This is a genomic window from Prosthecobacter sp. Pr1, from assembly GCF_057652315.1.
On record NZ_JBYFBS010000005.1, the window covers coordinates 433707 to 453639 of the forward strand.

General features: G+C 60.8%; 16 protein-coding genes. 1 reads left to right on the plus strand and 15 read right to left on the minus strand.

Annotated features, from left to right (window positions below; genetic code table 11):
- Window positions 1–48: 48 nt before the first annotated feature.
- From ybeY to AC24GY_RS11630, 12 genes are all read right to left on the minus strand, one after another.
- Window positions 49–513, minus strand: a complete 465-nt coding sequence (gene ybeY / locus AC24GY_RS11575; protein WP_487682972.1) for an rRNA maturation RNase YbeY — start codon at window positions 511–513, stop codon at window positions 49–51.
- Window positions 513–2234, minus strand: a complete 1722-nt coding sequence (locus AC24GY_RS11580; protein WP_487682974.1) for an HD family phosphohydrolase — start codon at window positions 2232–2234, stop codon at window positions 513–515. Before AC24GY_RS11580 ends, ybeY begins: the two co-directional genes overlap by 1 nt.
- A gap of 34 nt (window positions 2235–2268) precedes the next feature.
- Window positions 2269–3294, minus strand: a complete 1026-nt coding sequence (locus AC24GY_RS11585; RefSeq protein ID WP_422321162.1) for a PhoH family protein — start codon at window positions 3292–3294, stop codon at window positions 2269–2271.
- Window positions 3294–3737 carry a hypothetical protein gene (locus AC24GY_RS11590; protein WP_422321161.1) on the minus strand — a complete coding sequence of 148 codons (444 nt, stop codon included), beginning with the start codon at window positions 3735–3737 and terminating at the stop codon, window positions 3294–3296. Before AC24GY_RS11590 ends, AC24GY_RS11585 begins: the two co-directional genes overlap by 1 nt.
- A 48-nt stretch (window positions 3738–3785) precedes the next feature.
- The gene (locus AC24GY_RS11595; protein WP_487682976.1) at window positions 3786–4610 is read right to left on the minus strand and encodes a hypothetical protein; all 825 of its coding nucleotides are present in this window, start codon (window positions 4608–4610) and stop codon (window positions 3786–3788) included.
- 249 nt (window positions 4611–4859) lie between these two features.
- Window positions 4860–5372 carry a hypothetical protein gene (locus AC24GY_RS11600; RefSeq protein WP_422318336.1) on the minus strand — a complete coding sequence of 171 codons (513 nt, stop codon included), beginning with the start codon at window positions 5370–5372 and terminating at the stop codon, window positions 4860–4862.
- Window positions 5369–6475, minus strand: coding sequence for an AAA family ATPase (locus AC24GY_RS11605; RefSeq protein ID WP_487682979.1), 1107 nt, complete (start codon window positions 6473–6475; stop codon window positions 5369–5371). The genes AC24GY_RS11600 and AC24GY_RS11605 overlap by 4 nt, the downstream gene beginning before the upstream one ends.
- A gap of 168 nt (window positions 6476–6643) precedes the next feature.
- Window positions 6644–7195: a hypothetical protein gene (locus AC24GY_RS11610; RefSeq protein WP_487682981.1), complete on the minus strand. Its 552-nt coding sequence runs from the start codon at window positions 7193–7195 to the stop codon at window positions 6644–6646.
- Between the two features lie 37 nt (window positions 7196–7232).
- The gene (locus tag AC24GY_RS11615) at window positions 7233–8573 is read right to left on the minus strand and encodes a coproporphyrinogen-III oxidase family protein (protein ID WP_397384936.1); all 1341 of its coding nucleotides are present in this window, start codon (window positions 8571–8573) and stop codon (window positions 7233–7235) included.
- A gap of 153 nt (window positions 8574–8726) precedes the next feature.
- Window positions 8727–11276, minus strand: a complete 2550-nt coding sequence (locus tag AC24GY_RS11620) for a protein kinase domain-containing protein (RefSeq protein ID WP_487682983.1) — start codon at window positions 11274–11276, stop codon at window positions 8727–8729.
- A 111-nt stretch (window positions 11277–11387) separates the two neighbouring features.
- Window positions 11388–13052 (minus strand): ArnT family glycosyltransferase, encoded by a 1665-nt coding sequence (locus AC24GY_RS11625; protein WP_487682986.1) that lies wholly within the window; start codon window positions 13050–13052, stop codon window positions 11388–11390.
- Window positions 13052–13735, minus strand: a complete 684-nt coding sequence (locus AC24GY_RS11630; protein WP_487682988.1) for a PIG-L deacetylase family protein — start codon at window positions 13733–13735, stop codon at window positions 13052–13054. The genes AC24GY_RS11625 and AC24GY_RS11630 overlap by 1 nt, the downstream gene beginning before the upstream one ends.
- 168 nt (window positions 13736–13903) lie before the next feature.
- On the opposite strand from AC24GY_RS11630, the gene AC24GY_RS11635 reads away from it, so the two are divergent.
- The gene (locus tag AC24GY_RS11635) at window positions 13904–14653 is read left to right on the plus strand and encodes a glycosyltransferase family 2 protein (RefSeq protein ID WP_487682990.1); all 750 of its coding nucleotides are present in this window, start codon (window positions 13904–13906) and stop codon (window positions 14651–14653) included.
- Window positions 14654–14686: 33 nt separating this feature from the next.
- Here AC24GY_RS11635 and AC24GY_RS11640 read toward each other — a convergent pair whose 3' ends face one another.
- From AC24GY_RS11640 to AC24GY_RS11650, 3 genes are read right to left on the minus strand one after another with little or no spacing between them, the layout of a single operon-like run.
- Window positions 14687–15811: an ABC transporter permease gene (locus AC24GY_RS11640; protein ID WP_487682992.1), complete on the minus strand. Its 1125-nt coding sequence runs from the start codon at window positions 15809–15811 to the stop codon at window positions 14687–14689.
- A 2-nt stretch (window positions 15812–15813) separates the two neighbouring features.
- Window positions 15814–18567, minus strand: a complete 2754-nt coding sequence (gene rbbA / locus AC24GY_RS11645; protein ID WP_487682994.1) for a ribosome-associated ATPase/putative transporter RbbA — start codon at window positions 18565–18567, stop codon at window positions 15814–15816.
- A complete protein-coding gene (locus AC24GY_RS11650) occupies window positions 18564–19607 on the minus strand; it encodes an HlyD family secretion protein (RefSeq protein WP_487683025.1) in 1044 nt (347 codons plus the stop codon). Before AC24GY_RS11650 ends, rbbA begins: the two co-directional genes overlap by 4 nt.
- Window positions 19608–19933: the final 326 nt, after the last annotated feature.

Consider the following 19933-nt stretch of genomic DNA (forward strand, 5'->3'; position numbering starts at 1 on the left):
TGGCCGCAAAAAGACGCAAAGACTCGCAAAAAACAGATCAGATCTTGATCAGTTTTTTTGTTCCTTTTTGAGGCTCTTTGCGGCCAATGCTCCTTGCAGGATGGCCTCTTGGCGCTGTGCCATCTCTTTGGCCTCTTCCGGCTCATGATCGTCCCAGCCAGCGAGGTGCATGAGGCCGTGGACGAGGTAGAGGGCCACCTCGTGGTCGAGGGTCTGGCCGTGCTCAGTGCCCTGGCGCAGGGCGGTGTCGGCGCTGATGAGGATCTCGCCGTGGTGGAAGGTGATGACGTCCGTGGGCGTGGGATCGTCGAGGAAATCGGCGTGCACGCGGGCGATGTCGGCGTCATCGACGATGGTGATCTCGATCTCCTCCAGCGAGGCGAGCGGGGCGTCCGGAGATTTGAGGGCGGCGAGGCACCCGGGCAGCGCGGCTTTGCCGATGCGCCGCAGCCAGGGCAGCGGGATGGAGTGGGCTTTCTGCCGGTTATAAATACGGAGCTTCGGCAGCGGCATCAGGCGGCGGAGGCTGGGGGAGATTTACGGCTGCGGGGCTTCTTGACGGGGGCGGTCTCGTCAGCGGCGGGGCTGGAAAAGGAGGCTTCGACGATTTTTGCCGAGGCTTCGGTTTCTTCATCGCCCACCAGCACGGGCTTGGCTTCCTCCCTTGCATGAGACTGCTGTGTTGAAGGCTTGGTCTCAACGGCCTTCTGATACTTGATGCGGCCATGCATCATGCTGAGCAGGGTTTTGGCAAAGCTGGCCTTGATCCTGGCCAGTTCGGCGATGGTGAGATCACATTCATCCAACTGGCCGTCCATCATGCGTGCCTGCACGATGTCGTCGATCATCGTTTCAATGCGTGAGGCATTGGGTTTGTCCAGCGTGCGGGAGGCGCTCTCCACGGCGTCTGCCAGGGAGATGATGGCGGATTCCTTGAACTGCGGACGCGGGCCCGGATAGCGGAAGGTTTCCTCGCTCACCTGCGGGACGTCGTCCTCCTTGGCCTTGGCCTGCTTCACCAGACGCTCCACCTCGGCTTTCTGATCCAGCGCCTGACGGTAGAAGAACCACGCGAGCGAGTTACCGTGGTGCTGCTCGATGACGTCGATGATGCGCGAGTTGAGGTTGTGCTTGATGGCGAGATCCACGCCATCCTTGACGTGCGCGATGATCACCAGCGCACTCATGCGCGGCGTGAGGTCCTCATGCGGATTGGCCGAGGGGTCCATGTTCTCGATGAAGTACTCCGGCTTGCTGAGCTTGCCGATGTCATGGAAGTAGGCGCACACGCGGCACATGCTGGCGCTGGCACCAATCTTCTCCGCAGCGGCCTCGGAGAGATTCGCCACGACGAGGCTGTGATGGTAGGTGCCGGGTGCTTCGATGCTGAGGCGGCGCATCAGCGGGTGGTTCAAATCTCCGAGTTCCAGCCAGGACACATCCGTGGTGACACCGAAGACACTTTCCATCACCGGCAGCAAGCCGCCCACGGCCATGCCGGTGACGACGCCGATGAGCAGCGGCAGGCCCACCATGCGGCCGATTTTTTCCTCCATGATGACGCCAGCGGCCTCATGCAGCAGGAGCGAATAAGCCATGGCCACGAGTCCGACGTAGAGCCCCGCCATGAAGAGACGGTTGCGACGGCGCACATGCTTGGTGAGGAGCACTCCGGTGAAGCCGAGCAGGGCCGATGTGGCCATGTAGGTGGGAGCCGAAATGGAAATGCAGACCAGCACCCCGAAGAGGGTGGCGTAGATGGCCCCAAAGAGGCCGATGCGCCGACCAAGAATCACGGACAGCACCACCGGGCCAAAGGCATGAGGAAGCACGATGGCCTTGAGCGTCTTGCCCCAGCTCTGGCTGAAGGACAGATCCAGCATGAGCACCACGAGGGCAAGATGGGTGAAGATGGTGCCCAGCACCAGCAGGAGCACGCCGTTGTCACAGATGTCATGCCGCAGTGCCACGCGCTCATGCACCACCATGGCAAAGCCAATGGCCCCAGCATAGAGCATATGCAGCCAGGTGACGGCAGGCAGTCCGGCCTCCACCTGGGTGCCGAGGCGCATCAGGATGCCGATGCCAACGAAAAACAGAACGTAAGCCCCCACCGTGCCCGCAGGATGCGTGCGCATCTCGTCAAGCAGATCCCCTTCCTGGTGCTTTCGGCGGGTTTTACCGCAGGAAAGCCCTTCGCGTTGCAAGCGGGCACGACGAATGGACTCGAACATGTGTTAAAAAATAGAGGGGACGGCTATGAAGCTATCATACATCGGGGCTGGGACAAGAATCTTTCCCCGGACCTTCATCCTGTTTGGGCCATTGTGTCTCATTTTTACGGCTCCGCCCAGACTGATAGGCTTCAATGATACGCTGCACGACGGGCAAACGAACGATGTCTTTCGGGGCAAAAGCCACGAAACGCACGCCTTCCACGTCCTGCAGCAGCTCCACGGCCTCCTTCAAACCCGACTTCACATGACGACGCAGGTCGATCTGTGAAGGGTCTCCCGTGACCACGCAGCGGGCCCCTTCCCCCAGACGGGTCAGGAACATCAGCATCTGCTCGGTGGTCGTGTTCTGCGCTTCATCGAGGATGATGAAGGCATTTTTAAGCGTTCTCCCGCGCATGTAGGCCAGCGGCGCGATCTCGATGCTGCCGCGCTCGATGAGGCGCTCCGCCTCCTCCGGCTCCAGCATGTCATAGAGGGCGTCGTAGAGGGGACGCAGGTAGGGGAAAATCTTTTCCTTCAAGTCACCCGGCAGAAAGCCCAGCGCCTCGCCAGCCTCCACGGCAGGACGGGTGAGCACCAGCCGCTGCACGAGCTTTTCTTTGAGGTAATGAAGGCCCTGAGCCATCGCGAGATAGGTCTTGCCAGTGCCCGCAGGCCCCACGCCAAAGACCACTTCGCATTCCCGCATGGCCTGCACGTAGGCGATCTGCCCGCGCGTCTTGGCCAGCACGGGAGGACGCTTGCCGGAGCCCAGCAGTTTCAGCTGCATGATGGCATCCGCAGGGGCATCGCCCATTTCACGCTGCACGCTCTCGGTCACCAGACGCACCATGCCGGCAGACACATCGCCACCGCTGCGGCGCACTTTTTCAAGCTGGGTGAAAACCTCGCGCACTGAGGCGATGGGTTTCTCCTCGCCCTCCAAACGCACCCAGCCTTCACGGCTGGTCACGTTCACGCCGAACGACTCACCGATCAGCCGCAGACTGCCGAGGTCATTGCCAATCAGTTTTTGGAGGAACTGTGGCGTCTCGTAAGTGAGCGTTTCGACGGGCATCAGCGGTAGCCATAGGCCAGCGCCCAGAGCACGCCGGCATCCGTCTTCGACTTCAGTTCAAAGACGATCTTGTAAGTGCCGGTCTTCGGCGGATTGACGCGCACGCTCATGAAGAACTTGTCGGACTTGGCATTGATCTGCACCGGCTGGTTCTTTTCATCGTAGACCTTCATGTCGAGCGTGACCCCTTCCTGGCTCGTGCCGAGCCAGAAGGCGTATTCGTTGCCCTTGAAGAGCTGGTGGGTGATCTGGAGCTTCTGTCCGCTCTTCACCTCGCCGTTCCAGTAGTCTTCACGCACGATGAAGCCCTGCTCCACAAACGGAGTGGCGGCCTCCATGGCAAAGTCATGGGACTCATCCACGGTCGCATAGACGCACGTGGCTCCCAGCACCAGCAGGCAGGCGGCGGCGAGAACTTGAAAGCGGGACCAGGGGCGTTTCATTTGGGGGTATCTTTCCATGGAGGAGATCATGAAGGTGAAGGGCACCGACTACTTTTTCGCGAGGATTTCCGTCAGCAGGCCATCGCAGGTTTTGCCGATGTCAGACACTGCATCCTTGGAGAAACCGTCCACGGCGCCTTCCATCTGCTGAAGCACGGAGGCCAGGCCCTTTTGGATGGACCTCACCACATCGTGATCACGGGTGCTGACGGGCATTTTGGCGATGCTGTTGACGAAGTGCTCCACCAGCATCGGCTGGTTCAGCAGCTCCGCGCGGTCGGCGGAAAAACTTTTCTTCACCACGGAGGTCACGGAGGCCGTGCCACGCAGCCAGCCGCCGAGGCTGACGCACTGCGAGAGGTCCATGTCCTTCATCTGCTCCATCGTGTCGCGCACGGTCTTCTGGGTCTGGTCGAATTCCTTGCGGATGGAGCTCCATTGTCCCTTGTCCGCCGCATCCAGGATGGCCTGGGCGTGAGGCAGCACGGACTTGCTGAGACCGAGGCTCTTGGCCAGGGAGATGACGTCATGGCCGATGTCCTTCACTGCTTCCTTGTCTTCGGCCTGCACGGCCACGAAGCCCTCGGCCACGGTGTAGCCAAAGAGGAGGGAAAGCTTGGTGCGGTCGCTGGTGGTCGGCATGTCCTGCTTGCGCAGTTCCGCGTTCCAGTTGGGCTCGCCGAGTTTGTCGAGCACGGAGAAAACTTCGCTCGGGACCGGGACGATCACGTCGTCCACGACCTTGCCCGGGAAAGCGAGCGGGTCGAACTCCTCCACCCCCTTGGTGCCCTTGGGAGCGGCGGTGAGAGGCAGAATGCCGGCCAGAAGCAGGGCGGCAGTCAAGGTGGGGCGAATGAACAGGGAGCGTTTCATGACAAAATAACCAGGGTAAGAGCGCAAATTGGGTTATGCCAACTCAAACCCCATTACCCTTAAATCGCAAATGGTTTGACCACCAACCGTACGAAGCTCACGTCTTTTCGCTGCGGAAATCCCTCCGCCGTCCCAGCCGCAGTCCACTCCAGCCTGCATGCCAGGGAAAACAACAGGCCGCGCTTTGTTTCCCGTTTCCCTCCCAGGGGGGCGTGGTGGAAACGAAGGCTGGGGGGATTTTCCACCGCCCTAGCTGAACAAAAAGTCCTTCACATTCGTCTTCAGCCGCTCCAGTTCTGTGGCATTGTGGGCCAGCATGTCGTGGCCCCAAGTCTCGTTGGTGTTTTGATCACAGTCAGTTGCCAGCCGTTTGCCCAAAGTTTCAAGCTTGCTACCTTCTTCAGCGCGGATGCCCGTGGAGGCGAGGGAGGCCAGAAGCGCCTCGGGCTCATCTGAGCAGCTGAGGATATAAAAGCGGCTCTTCAATTCTGCCGGAATTTCGCTCAAGATCTGATCACGCCTTTCGGAGTGACCATCAAAATCGATGACCAGCAGGACATGCCGTTTTGGAAATTTACGCATCAATGGAACATGCTCATCTTTAACTAACTTCACTGCCACGAGCCATCCCCCGGCAATGTTTTGCACATCCATCTTCCTGAAATTCACGGCATGATGGTTCCTAAAGCCCACCAAGATCTGACGGTTGGCATCATCTTCTGGCAGCACCAAAAGGTGAGGCAGATAGTTGTTGGCGCTCATGGCTCGATTTCTCCGCGCGTGAGCGCGCCGATCAGGTCTCCGGTGTAGCCGATGCTGGCGAGAGACCTGATCTGCGAAGGTTCCAGGTGATTGCGCCGGTAGATAACAAAGGTGTTTTCATCCGAAAACTGCCGGATGGCCTCCGCATTGTGTGAGGTGGCGATGAACTGCCCCCCGCCCTGAAAGGCACGCCGGAGATCGGTGGCAAAATTGGCGATCTCCGAGAGAGCCAGATAGTTGTCCGGCTCATCCCAGAAGCACAGCAAGGGGCCATAGGCCTCATTGGCCGCCATGGTCAGCGCCCAGATGACCATGCACTTTTCACCGTCCGAAAGGAGATCGAAGGCCAGGGATGAGGCTGAATTCTGTCCTTCAAACTGCACAGTGAGGCTGCGTGAATCCTTGGCGATCAAAGGATTTTTGATGTCTTTCAAATCAGGCATCAGTTGCTTCAAGCTGGCATCAATGCGGGAGTAAGCCGCTGGCGAATGCGCAAGGAGTCCGCTCCACCAGCCGCCCAGATCGATCCCAATAGCAGAGGGATGCAGAGTTTCCTCGGTGGAATCTCCATCGATTATATACGGCACTGGGCGAAGGATAATCATGCGTGCCAGCCATTGCTGTAAAATGTGCAGAGGATCTGTATCTGATGCTGCCTGCATCATCGGCAGCCAGACCAAGTGCTGATCCAAGGGGATTAGGACACCCATTAAAGCCGAAGGAGACGTATTCACCTCCGCCCCTTTGCGAATGAACTTGGTCTCGCCTGCGACTACCAGTGACTCTTCAGCCACGCGCAGTTCTTTCGCCCCCTTCGGCAGTTCGAACGCCACCTTGTACTCGTAGCGAACTTTTTCGATCTCCACTTCCAGTTCCAGGCGTACAGGCACTTCCGTGCGCCCATGACTGATGTCACGAGGTTGCAGGAGATTGCCCACTTTGTTGATTCCCCGCCCGATCTGCTGGAAAATTTGCAGCGCAAAACCCACGGACGATTTGCCTGATCCATTCTTGCCGATCAGCAAGGCCGAGGAGAGGCCACCAACGGGCAGCTCGAAGTTTTCGAGGCTTCGATAGTTGTGAACATAAAATCGTTGGATCATGGCGGCGAGTCAGAAGTCATGCGTGTTTTTGAATTATTCGGAATAGCTCCACACTGGGTGATGTCGCAGAATTGGCAAGAATTCAAACGGGCCGCTTCCCGCTCTCCCGGCGGTTGGAGGACCAACCGCCCTACCTTCGCGCTGAGCGCGTGCGTGGACGCTGAAACATTATGACATCCTCGGCAGCACCTCGACCACATCCGCCAGCACCCGGCCGCTGCCGTGGCGCAGCTCATTGCATCGACCGAAGAGCATCTGGCCGCTGGTGGCACCGAGGAGGTCTGCGAGGCGCTGGTCCACCGAAATGCGGAAGTAGCCGCGGGGGTGGCTGGAGTGCGGGACTTGATAGCGCTCCAGGATGGCACCGAAGGGAACGAGGCCTTCGAGGACGAGTTTCTGCGCTTCCTCAGGCAGGAGATCCAGGTGAATGCCGATGGCTCCAAACTCCACGGGCATGCCGTCTGTATGGCGATGCAGCACTGAGGCACGCACGAGGTAATTGCCGATGCGGGCACGGGCGGCGACATCCAGATCGATCTCGCTGGCGTGAAAATCCCGCAGGCGCGGCGTCATGTCTTTGTCATGCACCAGCAGGCCGCGCTCCTGCTCGGCCAGGTCCTGGGGATCCACAAAGGTCACGCGCGGACGTGTGCTGCCGATGCCGTAAAAAAAGATCAGGGGTGCCAGGATGTCCTCGTCCTGCCGGGGTGCCTCGTTCATCGCCGTCGTTATCGTCGTTCGGTTGCGTCGAAGGGCTTCAGGTATAGCGGGCGTACTGGCGGTGCTGCGGCAGGAAGAAATCGTGCAGCAGACGGTCCACCTGCAGCAGGCCATCGCGCGAGAGCGTGACGCCCGCCGCATCCAGGGTGGCAAAGCCTTCCTTGGCCAGGTAGTCGAGCTGCGGGCCAAAGTGTTTGCGCGGATCTTCACCGAACTTTTGGATGTAGTAGTCGAACTCGCTGCGGCCGAGCTTGAGCTTGAGGATGAACTCGCGCACGAAGCGGTCTTCCGCCGTGGTCTGGTAGGCGCGGAAGATCGGCAGCTGGCCGGCATCCACGGCCTGCATGTAGGGGCCCACATCGGCCTGGTTTTGGTAATGCACACCACCGAGATGGCCGAAGGAGGCCACCCCGCAGCTCAAGAGATCGGCACCTTCCCAGAGGGAGTCGCGATAGACGAATTTGATGCGCTTGGGGTCCTTCACCACCGTGTAGGCGCTGGTCACGGTGTAGCCGTCTTTTTGGAATTCATCGAAGGCGTAGCTGACCCAGTCGCGCTTGGTCTGCCAGTCGGCCACGGGTGCGGTGACTTTGCCCTCGGCCTTCATCTGCTGATACATGGTGGTGTTGTAGGGCACCTCCATCTGGTAGATGGTCACGGCGTCCGGCTGCAGGGCGATGGCCTTGCGGACGGTGTCCTTCCAGTTCTCCCAGGTCTCGTTCATCATCCCCGCGATGAGGTCGATGTTGATGTGCTCAAAGCCGAGCGTGCGGGCGAAGCGATAGGCCTTCTCGATCTCGCCACTGCGGTGTGCGCGACCGTTCGTTTCGAGGATGTGATCGTCGAAGTTTTCCACGCCGAGGCTCAGACGTGTGACACCAATGTCACGGATGCCGGTGAGCTTGACTTCATTGAGCGTGCCGGGTTCGGCCTCGAAGGCGACTTCTTCCGCCTCGTCCCAGGGGATCATGTCCTTCATGCGGTTGGTCAGATCCTTGAGCTGCGGCACGGAAAGGTAGCTGGGGGTGCCGCCGCCGAAGTACACGAAGTGCGCCTTGCGTCCCTTCAGATAGGGCTGGCTGGTGAAGCGCTCCATCTCGCGCATGCCGGCGTCGATGTAGGCCTTCACCTCCTGCGCATTCTTGTCCGTATAGACTTTGAAATAGCAGAAGTGGCAGCGTTTGCGGCAGAACGGGATGTGGAAATAAACGCCCAGCGGGATGTTGGCCGGGGCGGGCTGCTTCAGCACTTCCTCCACCACGGGAACCTGGTCAGGCTTCCAAAATGAGAACGGCGGATAATTGGAGACAAAGTAGTTTCCAGCCTCGGTCTGTTCGACCTTTTTCTCCGGTGCGGGAGTTTCGAGAGCGGTTTGCATGATGGGGTAAAAGAATAACGACTGCCGCAGGAAGTTCTACGAGCAAAATGTGCGCGAAGCGAGGCGAAGGGATGATTTTCTCCCTGAGGAAGGGACCCCGCATAAAGAGATGGCTGGGTATTTTGAGCCAAAGGCTTCGGCAAAGCTCCCCCCTCACTTCCCATGCGCCAGCACCACACGGAAGCCGATGGTGTTCCGCCGTGTTTCCGGCGGCACGGGCATGCGTGCTGAGGCCAGGAGTTCATCCTGGGAGGCGGAGCGCCAGTTGCCGCCGCGTGTGGTGCCGAGAACGGGTTTCGCGGGTTCACCTGGCTTGGCGGGTGGCAGCGGTGTGAAGTCCGTTTCCACCCATTCGGAGACATTGCCTGCGAGTCCGGCGATGCCGCGATCATTCGGGCGCAGTGCGGTCACGGGAGCGAGGAATGGAAATCTGTCGTCGTAGCCGGGAATGGCGCTGTCGAGGCTGGCTTTGCGTGCGCCGCTCATGTCGGCGAGATTGTCCACGTCCTGTGGCGGCGGCCATTCAAAACCCCACGGATAGATGCCACGGATACGGCCGTTGCGCTCCTCGGGCGACGAACCGCGCTCCAGCGGCAGGCCCACCGCACGGCTCCATTCTTCATCCGTGGGCAGGCGGTACGAATCCTTCGCGCCGATCAGCCCGGCATTGCGCTCACGCTCTGTCAGCCACGCGCAGAAGGCCCGGGCCTCCTCGCGGTCCACTCCCACCACAGGCAGGGTGCCGCCGCCTTTGTTGGTGCCGTCCACCCGCCCCGGGCGGCGCGCCTGAGTGGCTTTGCAAAACTCCATGTAGTCGCGATGGCGGGTCTCCCACGCAGAAAGCATCACGTCCCCGAGCGGCACCAGATTCATCCCGAGACTGTTCGCCTTCCATTGGCGGCCGAAGGTGACGGCCTTGCGTGTCTGCATGTCGGCAATGAGTTCCGCCTGCTCCCCTTCCCTCACCTCGCCTTCCAGCACCACATCCGCGAAGCCTTCCTCGCGCAATTCAAACTCCACGGGGCCGGTACGCACCCGGGGAAGTTCCAACGGTGTCTCGCCCAGAAACTGATCGTGCTGAAACACGCGCACTTTCTCCGGCTGGCTGTGCACGACCACGCTGCCGTAGGTCTGCCGCTCCACGCGCAGGTGAAACGCACGCCAGTTCTTTTCCTCCGTCAGCTCCCCTTTGTCCATTTCCCGGCCATCCGGCATGTCATCGGCGGCGGCCTGCCCGCTTTCCACAAAGTAGAACGGTTCCACCTCATAACGGTGTTCCTGACTCAGAAAGGCCTCGCTGCGATCACGGTCCGTCAACCAGTAGCGGAAGGCTTCCGCATCGCCGTCAGGCACCACGACAAGATAAGCCGAGTCCTGATCTTTGCCGCGCTGATAACGCACCACTTTGCCTTCAAACGATCTGCCGGTGGCCTCCAGAAAGCGCTTGAAGAATTTCATCTCCACCGGCTCCGCGCTGATGTGTCCGCCCGCTCCGGGCTTGAAGACCATGCCGAGGCTGTTCACCCAGCGCTCGCCCTTTTGCGGCAGCTTGGAAGGCTCCAGTTTTAGGTCAAACATCGCCGGCTTTTCATCCAGGGCGATGTGGTCGATCTCGATCTGCTTGTAGCCCGGCAGGCGCAGTTGATAGATCACCGGCACGCCTTCAGCTGGATTAAGCTCCAGCGGCGTCACGCCCAGCTTTTCTTCACCGGCAAAGACTACCGCGCCCGGAGGCGTCGTCACGATCTTCAGGCGCGGCACGCTGTTGTTGACCGCCATGAGCGTGCGGGTGCGATGATTCTGCGCCAGCCACATGCCAAATCCCACCGCCAGCAGCAGCGCCACGGAGCCGACTGCGATCCACGACCACATGAGCCGACGTGAGGAAGGCAAAGGCTCGCCTCGAAGCGCCAGCGCCATCTCCCGCGCACTGACAAAACGCCCTTTCGCCTTGGGAGCACAGGCGGTGCACACCACATCCTGAAGCCTGCGCCAGACCTCCAGGCTGGAGCCCGTTTCCGCGCAGGATGGCAGGTCCGGGAAATCCAGGCGGTCCTTTCCGGTGCTCGCTTCATACAGCACCATGCCCAGAGAGAAAATGTCGGAGGCCGCCGTGCCCGGTCCCTCGGGTGCCACAAAGCCCTCCGTGCCCACAAAACTGCGCTGCCCCAGCAGGGCCACCAGCCCGATGTCCGCCAACCGGCAGATGCCGTCGATGAAGATGAGGTTCGACGGTTTGACGTCGCGGTGAATGAGCTGATTGCGGTGCAGGTAGTCCAGCCCCTCGGCAATGGTCGCGCCCAGTTTGATGCACAGATCGGCAGAGACGCATTTGTCCCGCTTCATCTGCAGCCCCAGCGTGTGAGGCTTGTAGGTGTCGGCATGGATTTCGCGGCCGGTCTCCAGATCATCCGCCAGCTCCATCACATAGTAATAGAAGCCCTCAAGGTCGTTGCGCCCCACCTGCAGGATGGGCACCAGCGCCTCATGCCGGCGGGAGATGGGCTCAAACTTTTTAATCGCTTCAAACTCTCGCTCAAAGGATTCGGGCCGGTCGTAGTCCTCCCGCCACACCACCTTCACCGCGCGCAGCACCCCGGTGACACTGCGCGCCAGCCAGACCTCTCCAAACGCCCCCTGGCCGATAATACGAAGGGTCTCGTGATCGCGAATATCGGGCGCTGTTCGTGACTTGGACTGCATGCAGGAGGTTGGAATAGCGGAATTACACCGCAACCACGCCTGCTTGTCGAGTTGTGAAGTGGAGAAATGCGGGGCTGTGGCACTGGCAGCCACAGCCCATGGGTCCAGCGCCTACTGCTTGCCTTTGATGCGGAACACCAGGCGGTCACCAATGACCTTGATTTTTTCGCAACGCTCCCTGAGCACCGAGCCGCTGGACTGGAAGTGGTCCCAGTCACGCATGAGGGCGATGCAGAGGACGCTGGGATACTTGTCGGCAAACTCACCCGTGCCGACGTCCGCACGCAGCATGTGCAGGGGCGGGTGCGGGGTGAAGTAGGGCTGCAACTGATCCGGCCTGGATGGGAAGAAGATGACGCCATCAGGCATGCTGCCTGTGTAGTAAGTCACGGCACGGGCAATGAAGCTGGAGGAGATGATCGGCTCGCCGGGCTGGCGGACTTTCATGGCCTCTGCGGCGATGCCACGGGTGGAGGTGTATTCCATGACCTTGGCATCCACCCCGTACTGCATGTACATGATGATGAAGGCGGTGACGAGAACCGTGGTGCCGGCCCAGGCAACGGTGCGCCGCAGGAGCATGAGCACCATGGGGATGCTGATGATCGCCGCCAGGACGTAGATGACCGGGGACAGGTCTTTGATGAAGGCGTTGCTGTCCTTGGGCAGCATGAGCGTGATGGCACTGGCAGCCCCCAGCACGAGAACGGTCTGCAGGATGGCGAGGGCGGAGACGAGGATGCGCTCCCCTTTGCCACGGAAGCCTTTGCCGATCCATTGATCGAGGGTGTGGCCCATCACCAGGGCGAGGGTGACGAAGAGGAAGAAGGTGTAGGTGGGCAGCTTGCTGTTGCAGATGGTGAAAAAGATCAGGTTGGGCACGAACCAGCACACTAGGAAGAGCATGCGGCGGTCGGTTTTGAGGTCCTTCACCGTGCGCACCACGGCGGCGATGAGCAGCGGAATCCAGGGCAGATTGCCCGCCACCAGGATCATGAGGTAGTACCACCAGTGGTTGCTGTGCTTGTGCTCGGCGCTGGTGAGGCGCTCCCAGTTTTCATGCACAAAGAAGCGGTGCCAGTATTCCATGCCGTATTTGGCAAACATGGTGGCATACCACGGGCCTGCGATCAGAAGCCAGGCAACGATGCCAAGCCAGAGGCCCTTGCCACGCCAGGGAGAGCGCTTGCCGGTGAGCCAGAGGTAGCAGATGGAGCCGAGCGTGGGCACCAGAAAGCCGACGGGGCCTTTGGTCAGCATCGCCAGCGCGGAGGCGATGAAGTGCAGGATCATCCAGCGGTCGCGTTTGTCCTCCTCCTCGGTGGCCAGCCAGAAGCAGAAGACGGACGCGCTGATGCACAGCGCCAGAAAGATGTCGGTGAGCATGAGCCGCGACATGAAGGCGTACTCCACCCCGGTGGCGAGCACGACTGCCGCACAGAAACCGGCGCGGGGAGAGAACATGCGCCGCCCAAAAATCCAAGTAAGGAACACCAGCAGCGTGCCGGCGGCGGCGGAAGGCACGCGTGCGGCGAGCTCCGTCTGGCCGAAGATCTTCTGCGCGATCATGGCCTGCCAGTAGAAGAAGATGGGCTTTTCAAACTGGCGCTCGCCAAAGATCGTGGGCGTGATCCATTCGTTCCCCTTCACCATTTCCGTCGTGGTCTGCGCGTAGAACGGCTCATCGGGGTCGATCAGGGGCAGATGCCCGAGGCGCCACCAGAACATGACTGTACAAATAGCGAGGAGGGTGACAAATTGGGAGCGCGTGGACATCAGACTGGGTTGGATGGAATGAAGATTTCTTGATCGCGTGCATACCCGCAAAAGCGGGAGCTGCTAAGGAAAAGTTGGGTTTCGTGGCACTCGATGGCTGCGAGCTTGCGGGCCTTTTGCTTCAAAGTGAGGTGAAGGGTGAGCCCGGCGGCCTCAGGGCAAAACCAGCGGCGGTGGATGAGGTAGGCCCACTGCGGCAGGTCCATCCCGGCACGGTGCATGGACTCTTGAATAAGGTCGTAGGAGCCAACGTGGTCCGGGTGGTTGTCATCCTGGGAGGGCACCACAAGCAGCGTGGGGCGGAAGGTTTGCAGCTCAGACACATGCAGATCCAGGGTGCTCGCGTCTTTCTGCTGCGACAGCCGGGTCAGCCCCTGATCTGGCAGGCCAAAAAAGGAGGCCGCATCCGACTGCAGGCCGAGAGTCTGCAAGGAACGCAGCGCCTCAAGACGCCGCCGCGCGCCCCAGCGCTGGCGGCAGGAGGCGTCGATGGTCCAGCGCTGCTCGACGTAGCGCTGCGGCCAGGGATTGTTGTCGCCATCGGTCTGAAAAACGACCCGCACCTGCGCCCCCAGCGCCACCGCCTGCTGGATCAGCCCGCCGCAGCCCAGGGCCTCGTCATCCGGATGGGGGGCGAAAACCAACACGCGATCCTGGGGTGAAAGCGTGAAGGAGGAAGGCATCTGGTGGGATCAGGGAATAAGGGAATAAAGAAACCGCTGGGTGGGGGGAGGATGGGAGGCATTTCCATACCCGGCTTCTTTCAGCGTGCCAGATGAATTCTTGGCGGCGGCATATTCTGGTTGGACAGGGTCAGGGAAACCGTGGAAGATTGCCGACCCACTTAATTCATGCAGGCCGCCAGCCACCCCCCAACCCCCACGTGCAAGATCGCTGCACTCATTCCGGCCTACCGAGAAGCGATGGCCATTGCCGATGTGGTGCAGAGGACGATTCCGCATGTGGACCTGGTGCTGGTGGTGGACGACGGCTCCCCCGATGAAACGGCGGCACTCGCCAAGACGGCTGGCGCGGAAGTCATCATTCACTCGGTCAATCAGGGCAAAGGCGCCGCCATGAAGACGGGCATGAAGACCCTGACCGAGCGCGGCTTTGATTTCATTTTGCTCCTCGACGGCGACGGCCAGCACGCGCCTGAAGAAATTCCGCGCTTCACCGCCCCTGCCCGCGATGGCTCTGCCTACGTGGTGGTGGGCAACCGCTTTGAAAACGTCAAGGGCATGCCGATTGTGCGCCGGATGGTGAACAGCCTGATGTCGCGCATCATCAGCAATGCCTGCGGCGTGCGCATCCCGGACACCCAGTGCGGCTTCCGCCTGGTGCGCTCCAGCCTGGTGTCCTACATCATGGGCAGCAGCGACCACTTTGACTTTGAAACGGAGATGCTGCTGCTGGCCAGCCGCGCCGGATTCACCATTCAAAGCGTGCCGGTGAGCACCATCTACGGTGCCGAAAAGACCAAGATCCGTCCGGTGCAGGACACCATCAAGTTCATCAAGCTGATGCGCAGGTGGCAGCGCCAATCAGGCACCATGCCCGCCGGAGCGGCCGACCTGCGCCAGGCTGCTGCGGAGAAGTAGGCCCGCCCACGGGGTGCCGTCGTTTGAAAGGGTTCAGGCCATTTCATGGATGGTTTTGCGAAAGCGCACGAGGGCGATGGTGAAGAATGTAGCGCCGATGCCGATCAGCACCAGAAACTGAGGCCACACCACGTTGAGGCCGGCACCGCGAAACAAAACCGCCTTGCCGAACGACACGAAATGCGTCGTCGGCGCGCAGAGCATCAGATGCTGCACAATGCCCGGCATGCTTTCGCGTGGAGTGAAGCCGCCAGAAAGCAGTTCCATGGGCAGCAGGATCAGCACCGCCAGAAGGCCAAACTGCGGCATGGAGCGCGCCAGGGTGGCCATGAAAATCCCCATCGAGGTGGTGGCGAAAAGATGCAGCGCCGCGCCGAGCAGGAAGAGCCCCACGGAACCTTCCACCGGCACGTGCAAGGCCCCCTGCACCACGCCGAGCAGGGCGATGGTCGCCGCCACCAGCACCACCAGCCCCATGGACCAGATTTTGGCGACCATGATCTCGAACGGCGTGACGGGCATCACCAGCAGATGCTCGATGGTCCCGTGCTCGCGTTCGCGGATCAGCGCCGCACCTGTCAGGATGATGGAAAGCATGGTCACATTGTTGATGACCTCCATCAAGGAGCCGAACCAGGACTGCTCCAGATTGGGATTGAAACGTTCACGCAGGACCAGTTCCACCCTCGGTGCGGCACTGCTGCGGTAGTGCGCGACGAATTCATTGACCTCGTCGGAGATCATCTGCTGCACATAGCTGCTGCCGGTGAAGGCCTGCGTCATGCGGGTGGCGTCCACATTGAGCTGGAGACGCGGGGACTTGCCCGCCAGCACGTCGCGCTGAAAATCCGGCGGTATGTCGATGACAAAGGTGTAGTCGCCATTGTCCATGCCCGCATCCATCTCGGACAGCGAGATCATGACCGGCGGACTGAAGCGGGGCATGGAAAACGCTGCGGCGATGCGTGCCGAAAGCGGTGAACCGTCCTCGTCCACGATGGCGATCGGCGCCTTGTGCAGCGTGTCCGGCATGGCCGTGGCGGCGATATAGATCGAAACCGTGAAGGTGTAGGCGATCAGCACGAGCATGACAGGATCACGTGCCAGGCTCCAAAGTTCCTTGATTCCAAGCCGGTAGATGTTGGGGGCGAGTGGCATGGTCAGGCATCCTGCTTTTTCAGCAGCGCAATGGACAAGGAGATGATGAACACCACCGCCAGCAGCATGGGCCAGAAGGAATGCTGCAGGCCGGAGAAGCCCAGGGCCTTGTTGAACACGCCGCGGCTGATGTTGAGAAAATAGGTGGCCGGCTGAATGCGGCCGATGAAGAGGCCCGTTCCCTCCAGCGAAGAAACCGGATTCAGGAGGCCGGCAAACTGAACCACGGGGATGATGGTGCCAATGAGGGTGACGAAGATGGCCGCAATCTGGCTGCGCGTAAACGTGGAGCAGAACAGGCCCAGGCCGGTCGAAAACATCACAAACAAAAACGCGGCCACGGCGTAGGTCAGAAAACTGCCTTTGAGCGGCACGCCAAAAACCGTGATGGCCAGCAGCGTGAGCAGGGTGAAGTTCAGCATCGCCAGCAGCACGTAGGGCAGCTGCTTGCCGAGCAAAAATTCACTGCGCGTGACCGGGGTGACGTAAAGATTGGTGATCGATCCCAGCTCCTTTTCACGCACGACCGACAGCGCGGTGAGCATCGCAGGAATCATCAGCAGGAGCATCGGTATCACCGCCGGCACCATGGACGGCAGGCTCGCCACATCAGGGTTGTAACGGTAGCGCGTCTCGATGGTGGCCGGACCGGCTCCGGCATTCTGACCGAGCCGCCGCTGGGAAACATCCTGCAGCCAGTTCTGATGCATGCCATGCACATACGCCTGCACCGTCTCGGCGCGGGCTGGCATGGAGCCGTCCACCCAGGCTGCGATTTGGGCTGGATTGCCGCGCTCCAGGTTCCTGGCAAAGTTGGGGGGAATCTCAATCGCCAGCGCGAGTTCGCCAGATCGCATCCGCCGATCCAGATCAGCATAGTCGGTGATGGCCGGACGTTCGATGAAGTAGCGCGAGCCGGACAGGTTGAGCGCGTAATTCTGGCTCAGGCCGGTCTGGTCACGATCAAGCACCGCATAGGTCAGGTTTTCCACGTCCAGGCTCATGCCATAGCCAAAGACGAACAGCAGGAAGATGGACCCGAGCAGGGCCATGGTGGCGCGGACGGGATCGCGCTTGAGTTCCAGCGCTTCGCGCAAGCTGTAACTCCACGCACGCCGCCAGCTGAATGCTTTCCGGCCAGTGCGCGCGACCGGCGCCGCCGAAGGAGGTGGAGCCTCCGCTTCCACTGCGGGCGTCTGCCTCTCCTGCTCATCGCTTTCTTGCAGATAGCCGATGAAGGCCTCCTCCAGCGAGGCGGCGCCTCGCTCACGCACGATGGCGGCGGGAGCATCGGTGGCCAGCACCTTGCCCGCGTTCATCAGCGAGATGCGGTCGCAGCGTCCCGCCTCGTTCATGAAATGGGTGGAGATGAAAATCGTGACCTGGTCGTTGCGCGAGAGATCTATCATCAGCTGCCAGAGCGTGTCACGGGCGATGGGGTCCACGCCCGATGTCGGCTCGTCCAAGATCAGCAGCTCCGGCTTGTGCACCATCGCCACGGCAAGCGAAAGACGCTGGCGGATGCCCAGCGGCAAACTGTCCGGCATGGCATCCAGCAACGAAGCCAGGCCAAACCGCCGGGCCATCTCCGCGACGCGTGCGGCAATTTCCACTTCCGGCACCGAAAACAGCCGCGCATGCAGCACGAGGTTCTGCTGCACCGAAAGCTCCGAATACAACGAGAAACCCTGGGACATGTAGCCGACGCGCCTGCGGGTGGTGATGTCCCTGGCATTGACTTCATGACCGAGCAACATCGCACGCCCCTCGGTGGCCGGCAGCAGGCCGGTCAGCATCTTCATGGTGGTGGACTTGCCGCAGCCATTCGACCCGATGAAGCCAAAGATTTCTCCCCGCAAAATGCGAAAGCTGACGTGGTCCACCGCAGCGAAATCGCCGAAGCGCTTGGTGAGATTTGAGGCTTCAATGGCAAACTGATCCTTGTTCGCAGTGCCTAGCGGCGGGATCGAAACCGCACGGTGTTCGCGCTGCTTTTCCTCTGGCAGCAAGGCAATGAAAGCTGCGTCGAGTGATTCACTCTGAGAACGGGCGAGGATCTCTGCGGGTGAGCCGGTGGCCAGCACCTTGCCGGCATCCATCGCCACCAGCCAGTCGAACCGCTCCGCCTCCTCCATGTAAGCCGTCGCGACAATGACGCTCATGCCGGAGCGCCCGTCACGGATGCGTTGAATCAGATCCCAAAACTGCGACCGGGCCAGAGGATCCACGCCGGTGGTGGGCTCATCGAGAATCAACAAATCAGGATCGTGAATCAGCGCGCAGCACAGGCCCAGCTTCTGTTTCATCCCGCCGGACAGCTTCCCCGCCGGACGCGACAAAAAGGGAAGCAGCCCGGTGCTGCGCGTGAGCTCGTCAATGCGGCGGCGGCGCTCGGCAGCATCGTGACCGAAGAGCCTGCCAAAGAACTGCAGATTCTCCTCCACCGACAACGTGGGATAAAGATTTTTGCCAAGCCCCTGCGGCATGTAGGCGATGTGCGGGCACACCTCCTCGCGATGACGCGCTCCCGCCATGTCGCCACCCAGAACTTCGACGCGCCCCTGCTGCACCTTGCGGGCTCCGGCCACCAGCGCGAGCAGACTGGATTTGCCCACGCCATCCGGGCCGATCAGCCCCACCATTTGCCCGGCCGGAATCTCCAACGTGACACCGGCGAGCGCGCTGGTTTTGCCATAGTGCAGACTGACGTCCACCAAATGGGCCACATGCACGGAACTGGATGGCACCCGGTTCATTGGGGCACCTTGATCGCAAGGCTCTCCGGCCAAGCTGCTTTCGCGTCAAGTTTCAGCCATGCCACGCCGGGCACACCTGTTTTGACCAGTTTCAAATTCTTTTGCAACAATGGGCGGCCGAACTGCGCCTTGACGCGAAACATCAGCTTCTGCCGTTCGGTGGCGGTCTCCACGGTCTTGGGTGTGAATTGAGCAACGCTGGCCACATAGGAAACTTGCGCCGGGATCACATACTGCGGTGCCGCGTCCAGGATCACGCGCACTTCGCTGCCCAGCGCCACTTTGCCCACCGCCGTCTCGGGCAGAAAAAAGGTCAGATAGACATCGCTGAGATCGACCAGATTGAGAACCTTGCCTCCGGCGGCCAGGACCTCGCCCGGTTGTGCGACGCGGTACTGCACACGCCCATCCCGTGGCGACTTGAGCTGGCAGTCCAGAATGTCCGCCTCGATGCTGGCGGCGGTCGCCTTGCTCGCGGTTACGGCGGAGTTGGCTCCTATGACCTGAGCTTCCGCCGCCTTGATCGCCGCCTGGGCTGCGGCCACCTGGGCTTGTGCCGCCGTCACCGCAGCCTCGGCACCGTGCAACCTTGCGACATCATCGTCATGGTCCTGCAAGGATATCGCACCGCTGGCAGACAGCGTTTTGGTGCGAGCGTAGCGGCTCTTGGCGGCTCCGAGTTCAGCCTGGCGCTGGGCGGTCGCAGCCTGCGCGGCAGCCATGTCACTCTGCCGTGCGACCACCTGGGCCTCGGCACTGGCAACGGCGGTGATGGCCTGCTGCAGCTGGGCTTTCGCCGCGTCGTACTGCGCATTGAGCACGTCCACCTGCATCTGCGCCAGCAACTGCCCCGCCTGCACAAAATCCCCCTCATCCACCAGAATGTTCTGGACGCGTCCGGCCAGCTTGGTGGCGATGTCCACCTCGGTGGCTTCCACGCGCCCGTTCCCGCTCACAAAGCCAGCGCCTGGTCCTGCAGGCTTTAATTTGAGCCCCAGCACAACAGCCATGACGACCACAATAACGGCAGTGGCGATCATGCCCCCATGATCCTTGATCAAAGACATGCTTGTTTTTTTGAAGGGCCGGCTTGCCAAGTCCGGGGCCGGAACTGGCGGTGCCGCACCCGTGGCAGCGGGAGGCACGGGAGTGACACTGTTCGAAGCATTCGGTGTAACGGGCAGAGTCATGATCAGGGAGAGGAAGGAGACAGGTTTGGAAGCGCCTTCAATTTACCTCTTTCCAAGAATCTGAACTGTCGATTCCTGTGCCATTCTTGCAGGTGGTGGACAGCGGTCATGCCAACCGTTGAGCGGGTTGGGCCCAAGGCAGCCACGGCCGAAGTCTAATATGGCAGGCAAGGAGG

Excerpts from the sequence above, each read along its gene's own strand:
- rbbA (WP_487682994.1), bottom strand. The coding sequence starts at position 18,567 with ATGAACCGGGTGCCATCCAGTTCCGTGCATGTGGCCCATTTGGTGGAC.
- AC24GY_RS11600 (WP_422318336.1), bottom strand. The coding sequence starts at position 5,372 with ATGAGCGCCAACAACTATCTGCCTCACCTTTTGGTGCTGCCAGAAGAT.
- AC24GY_RS11640 (WP_487682992.1), bottom strand. The coding sequence starts at position 15,811 with ATGCCACTCGCCCCCAACATCTACCGGCTTGGAATCAAGGAACTTTGG.
- AC24GY_RS11610 (WP_487682981.1), bottom strand. The coding sequence starts at position 7,195 with ATGAACGAGGCACCCCGGCAGGACGAGGACATCCTGGCACCCCTGATC.
- AC24GY_RS11630 (WP_487682988.1), bottom strand. The coding sequence starts at position 13,735 with ATGCCTTCCTCCTTCACGCTTTCACCCCAGGATCGCGTGTTGGTTTTC.
- AC24GY_RS11580 (WP_487682974.1), bottom strand. The coding sequence starts at position 2,234 with ATGTTCGAGTCCATTCGTCGTGCCCGCTTGCAACGCGAAGGGCTTTCC.
- ybeY (WP_487682972.1), bottom strand. The coding sequence starts at position 513 with ATGCCGCTGCCGAAGCTCCGTATTTATAACCGGCAGAAAGCCCACTCC.
- AC24GY_RS11620 (WP_487682983.1), bottom strand. The coding sequence starts at position 11,276 with ATGCAGTCCAAGTCACGAACAGCGCCCGATATTCGCGATCACGAGACC.
- AC24GY_RS11585 (WP_422321162.1), bottom strand. The coding sequence starts at position 3,294 with ATGCCCGTCGAAACGCTCACTTACGAGACGCCACAGTTCCTCCAAAAA.
- AC24GY_RS11605 (WP_487682979.1), bottom strand. The coding sequence starts at position 6,475 with ATGATCCAACGATTTTATGTTCACAACTATCGAAGCCTCGAAAACTTC.
- AC24GY_RS11615 (WP_397384936.1), bottom strand. The coding sequence starts at position 8,573 with ATGCAAACCGCTCTCGAAACTCCCGCACCGGAGAAAAAGGTCGAACAG.
- AC24GY_RS11625 (WP_487682986.1), bottom strand. The coding sequence starts at position 13,052 with ATGTCCACGCGCTCCCAATTTGTCACCCTCCTCGCTATTTGTACAGTC.
- AC24GY_RS11590 (WP_422321161.1), bottom strand. The coding sequence starts at position 3,737 with ATGAAACGCCCCTGGTCCCGCTTTCAAGTTCTCGCCGCCGCCTGCCTG.
- AC24GY_RS11635 (WP_487682990.1), top strand. The coding sequence starts at position 13,904 with ATGCAGGCCGCCAGCCACCCCCCAACCCCCACGTGCAAGATCGCTGCA.
- AC24GY_RS11595 (WP_487682976.1), bottom strand. The coding sequence starts at position 4,610 with ATGAAACGCTCCCTGTTCATTCGCCCCACCTTGACTGCCGCCCTGCTT.
- AC24GY_RS11650 (WP_487683025.1), bottom strand. The coding sequence starts at position 19,607 with ATGATCGCCACTGCCGTTATTGTGGTCGTCATGGCTGTTGTGCTGGGG.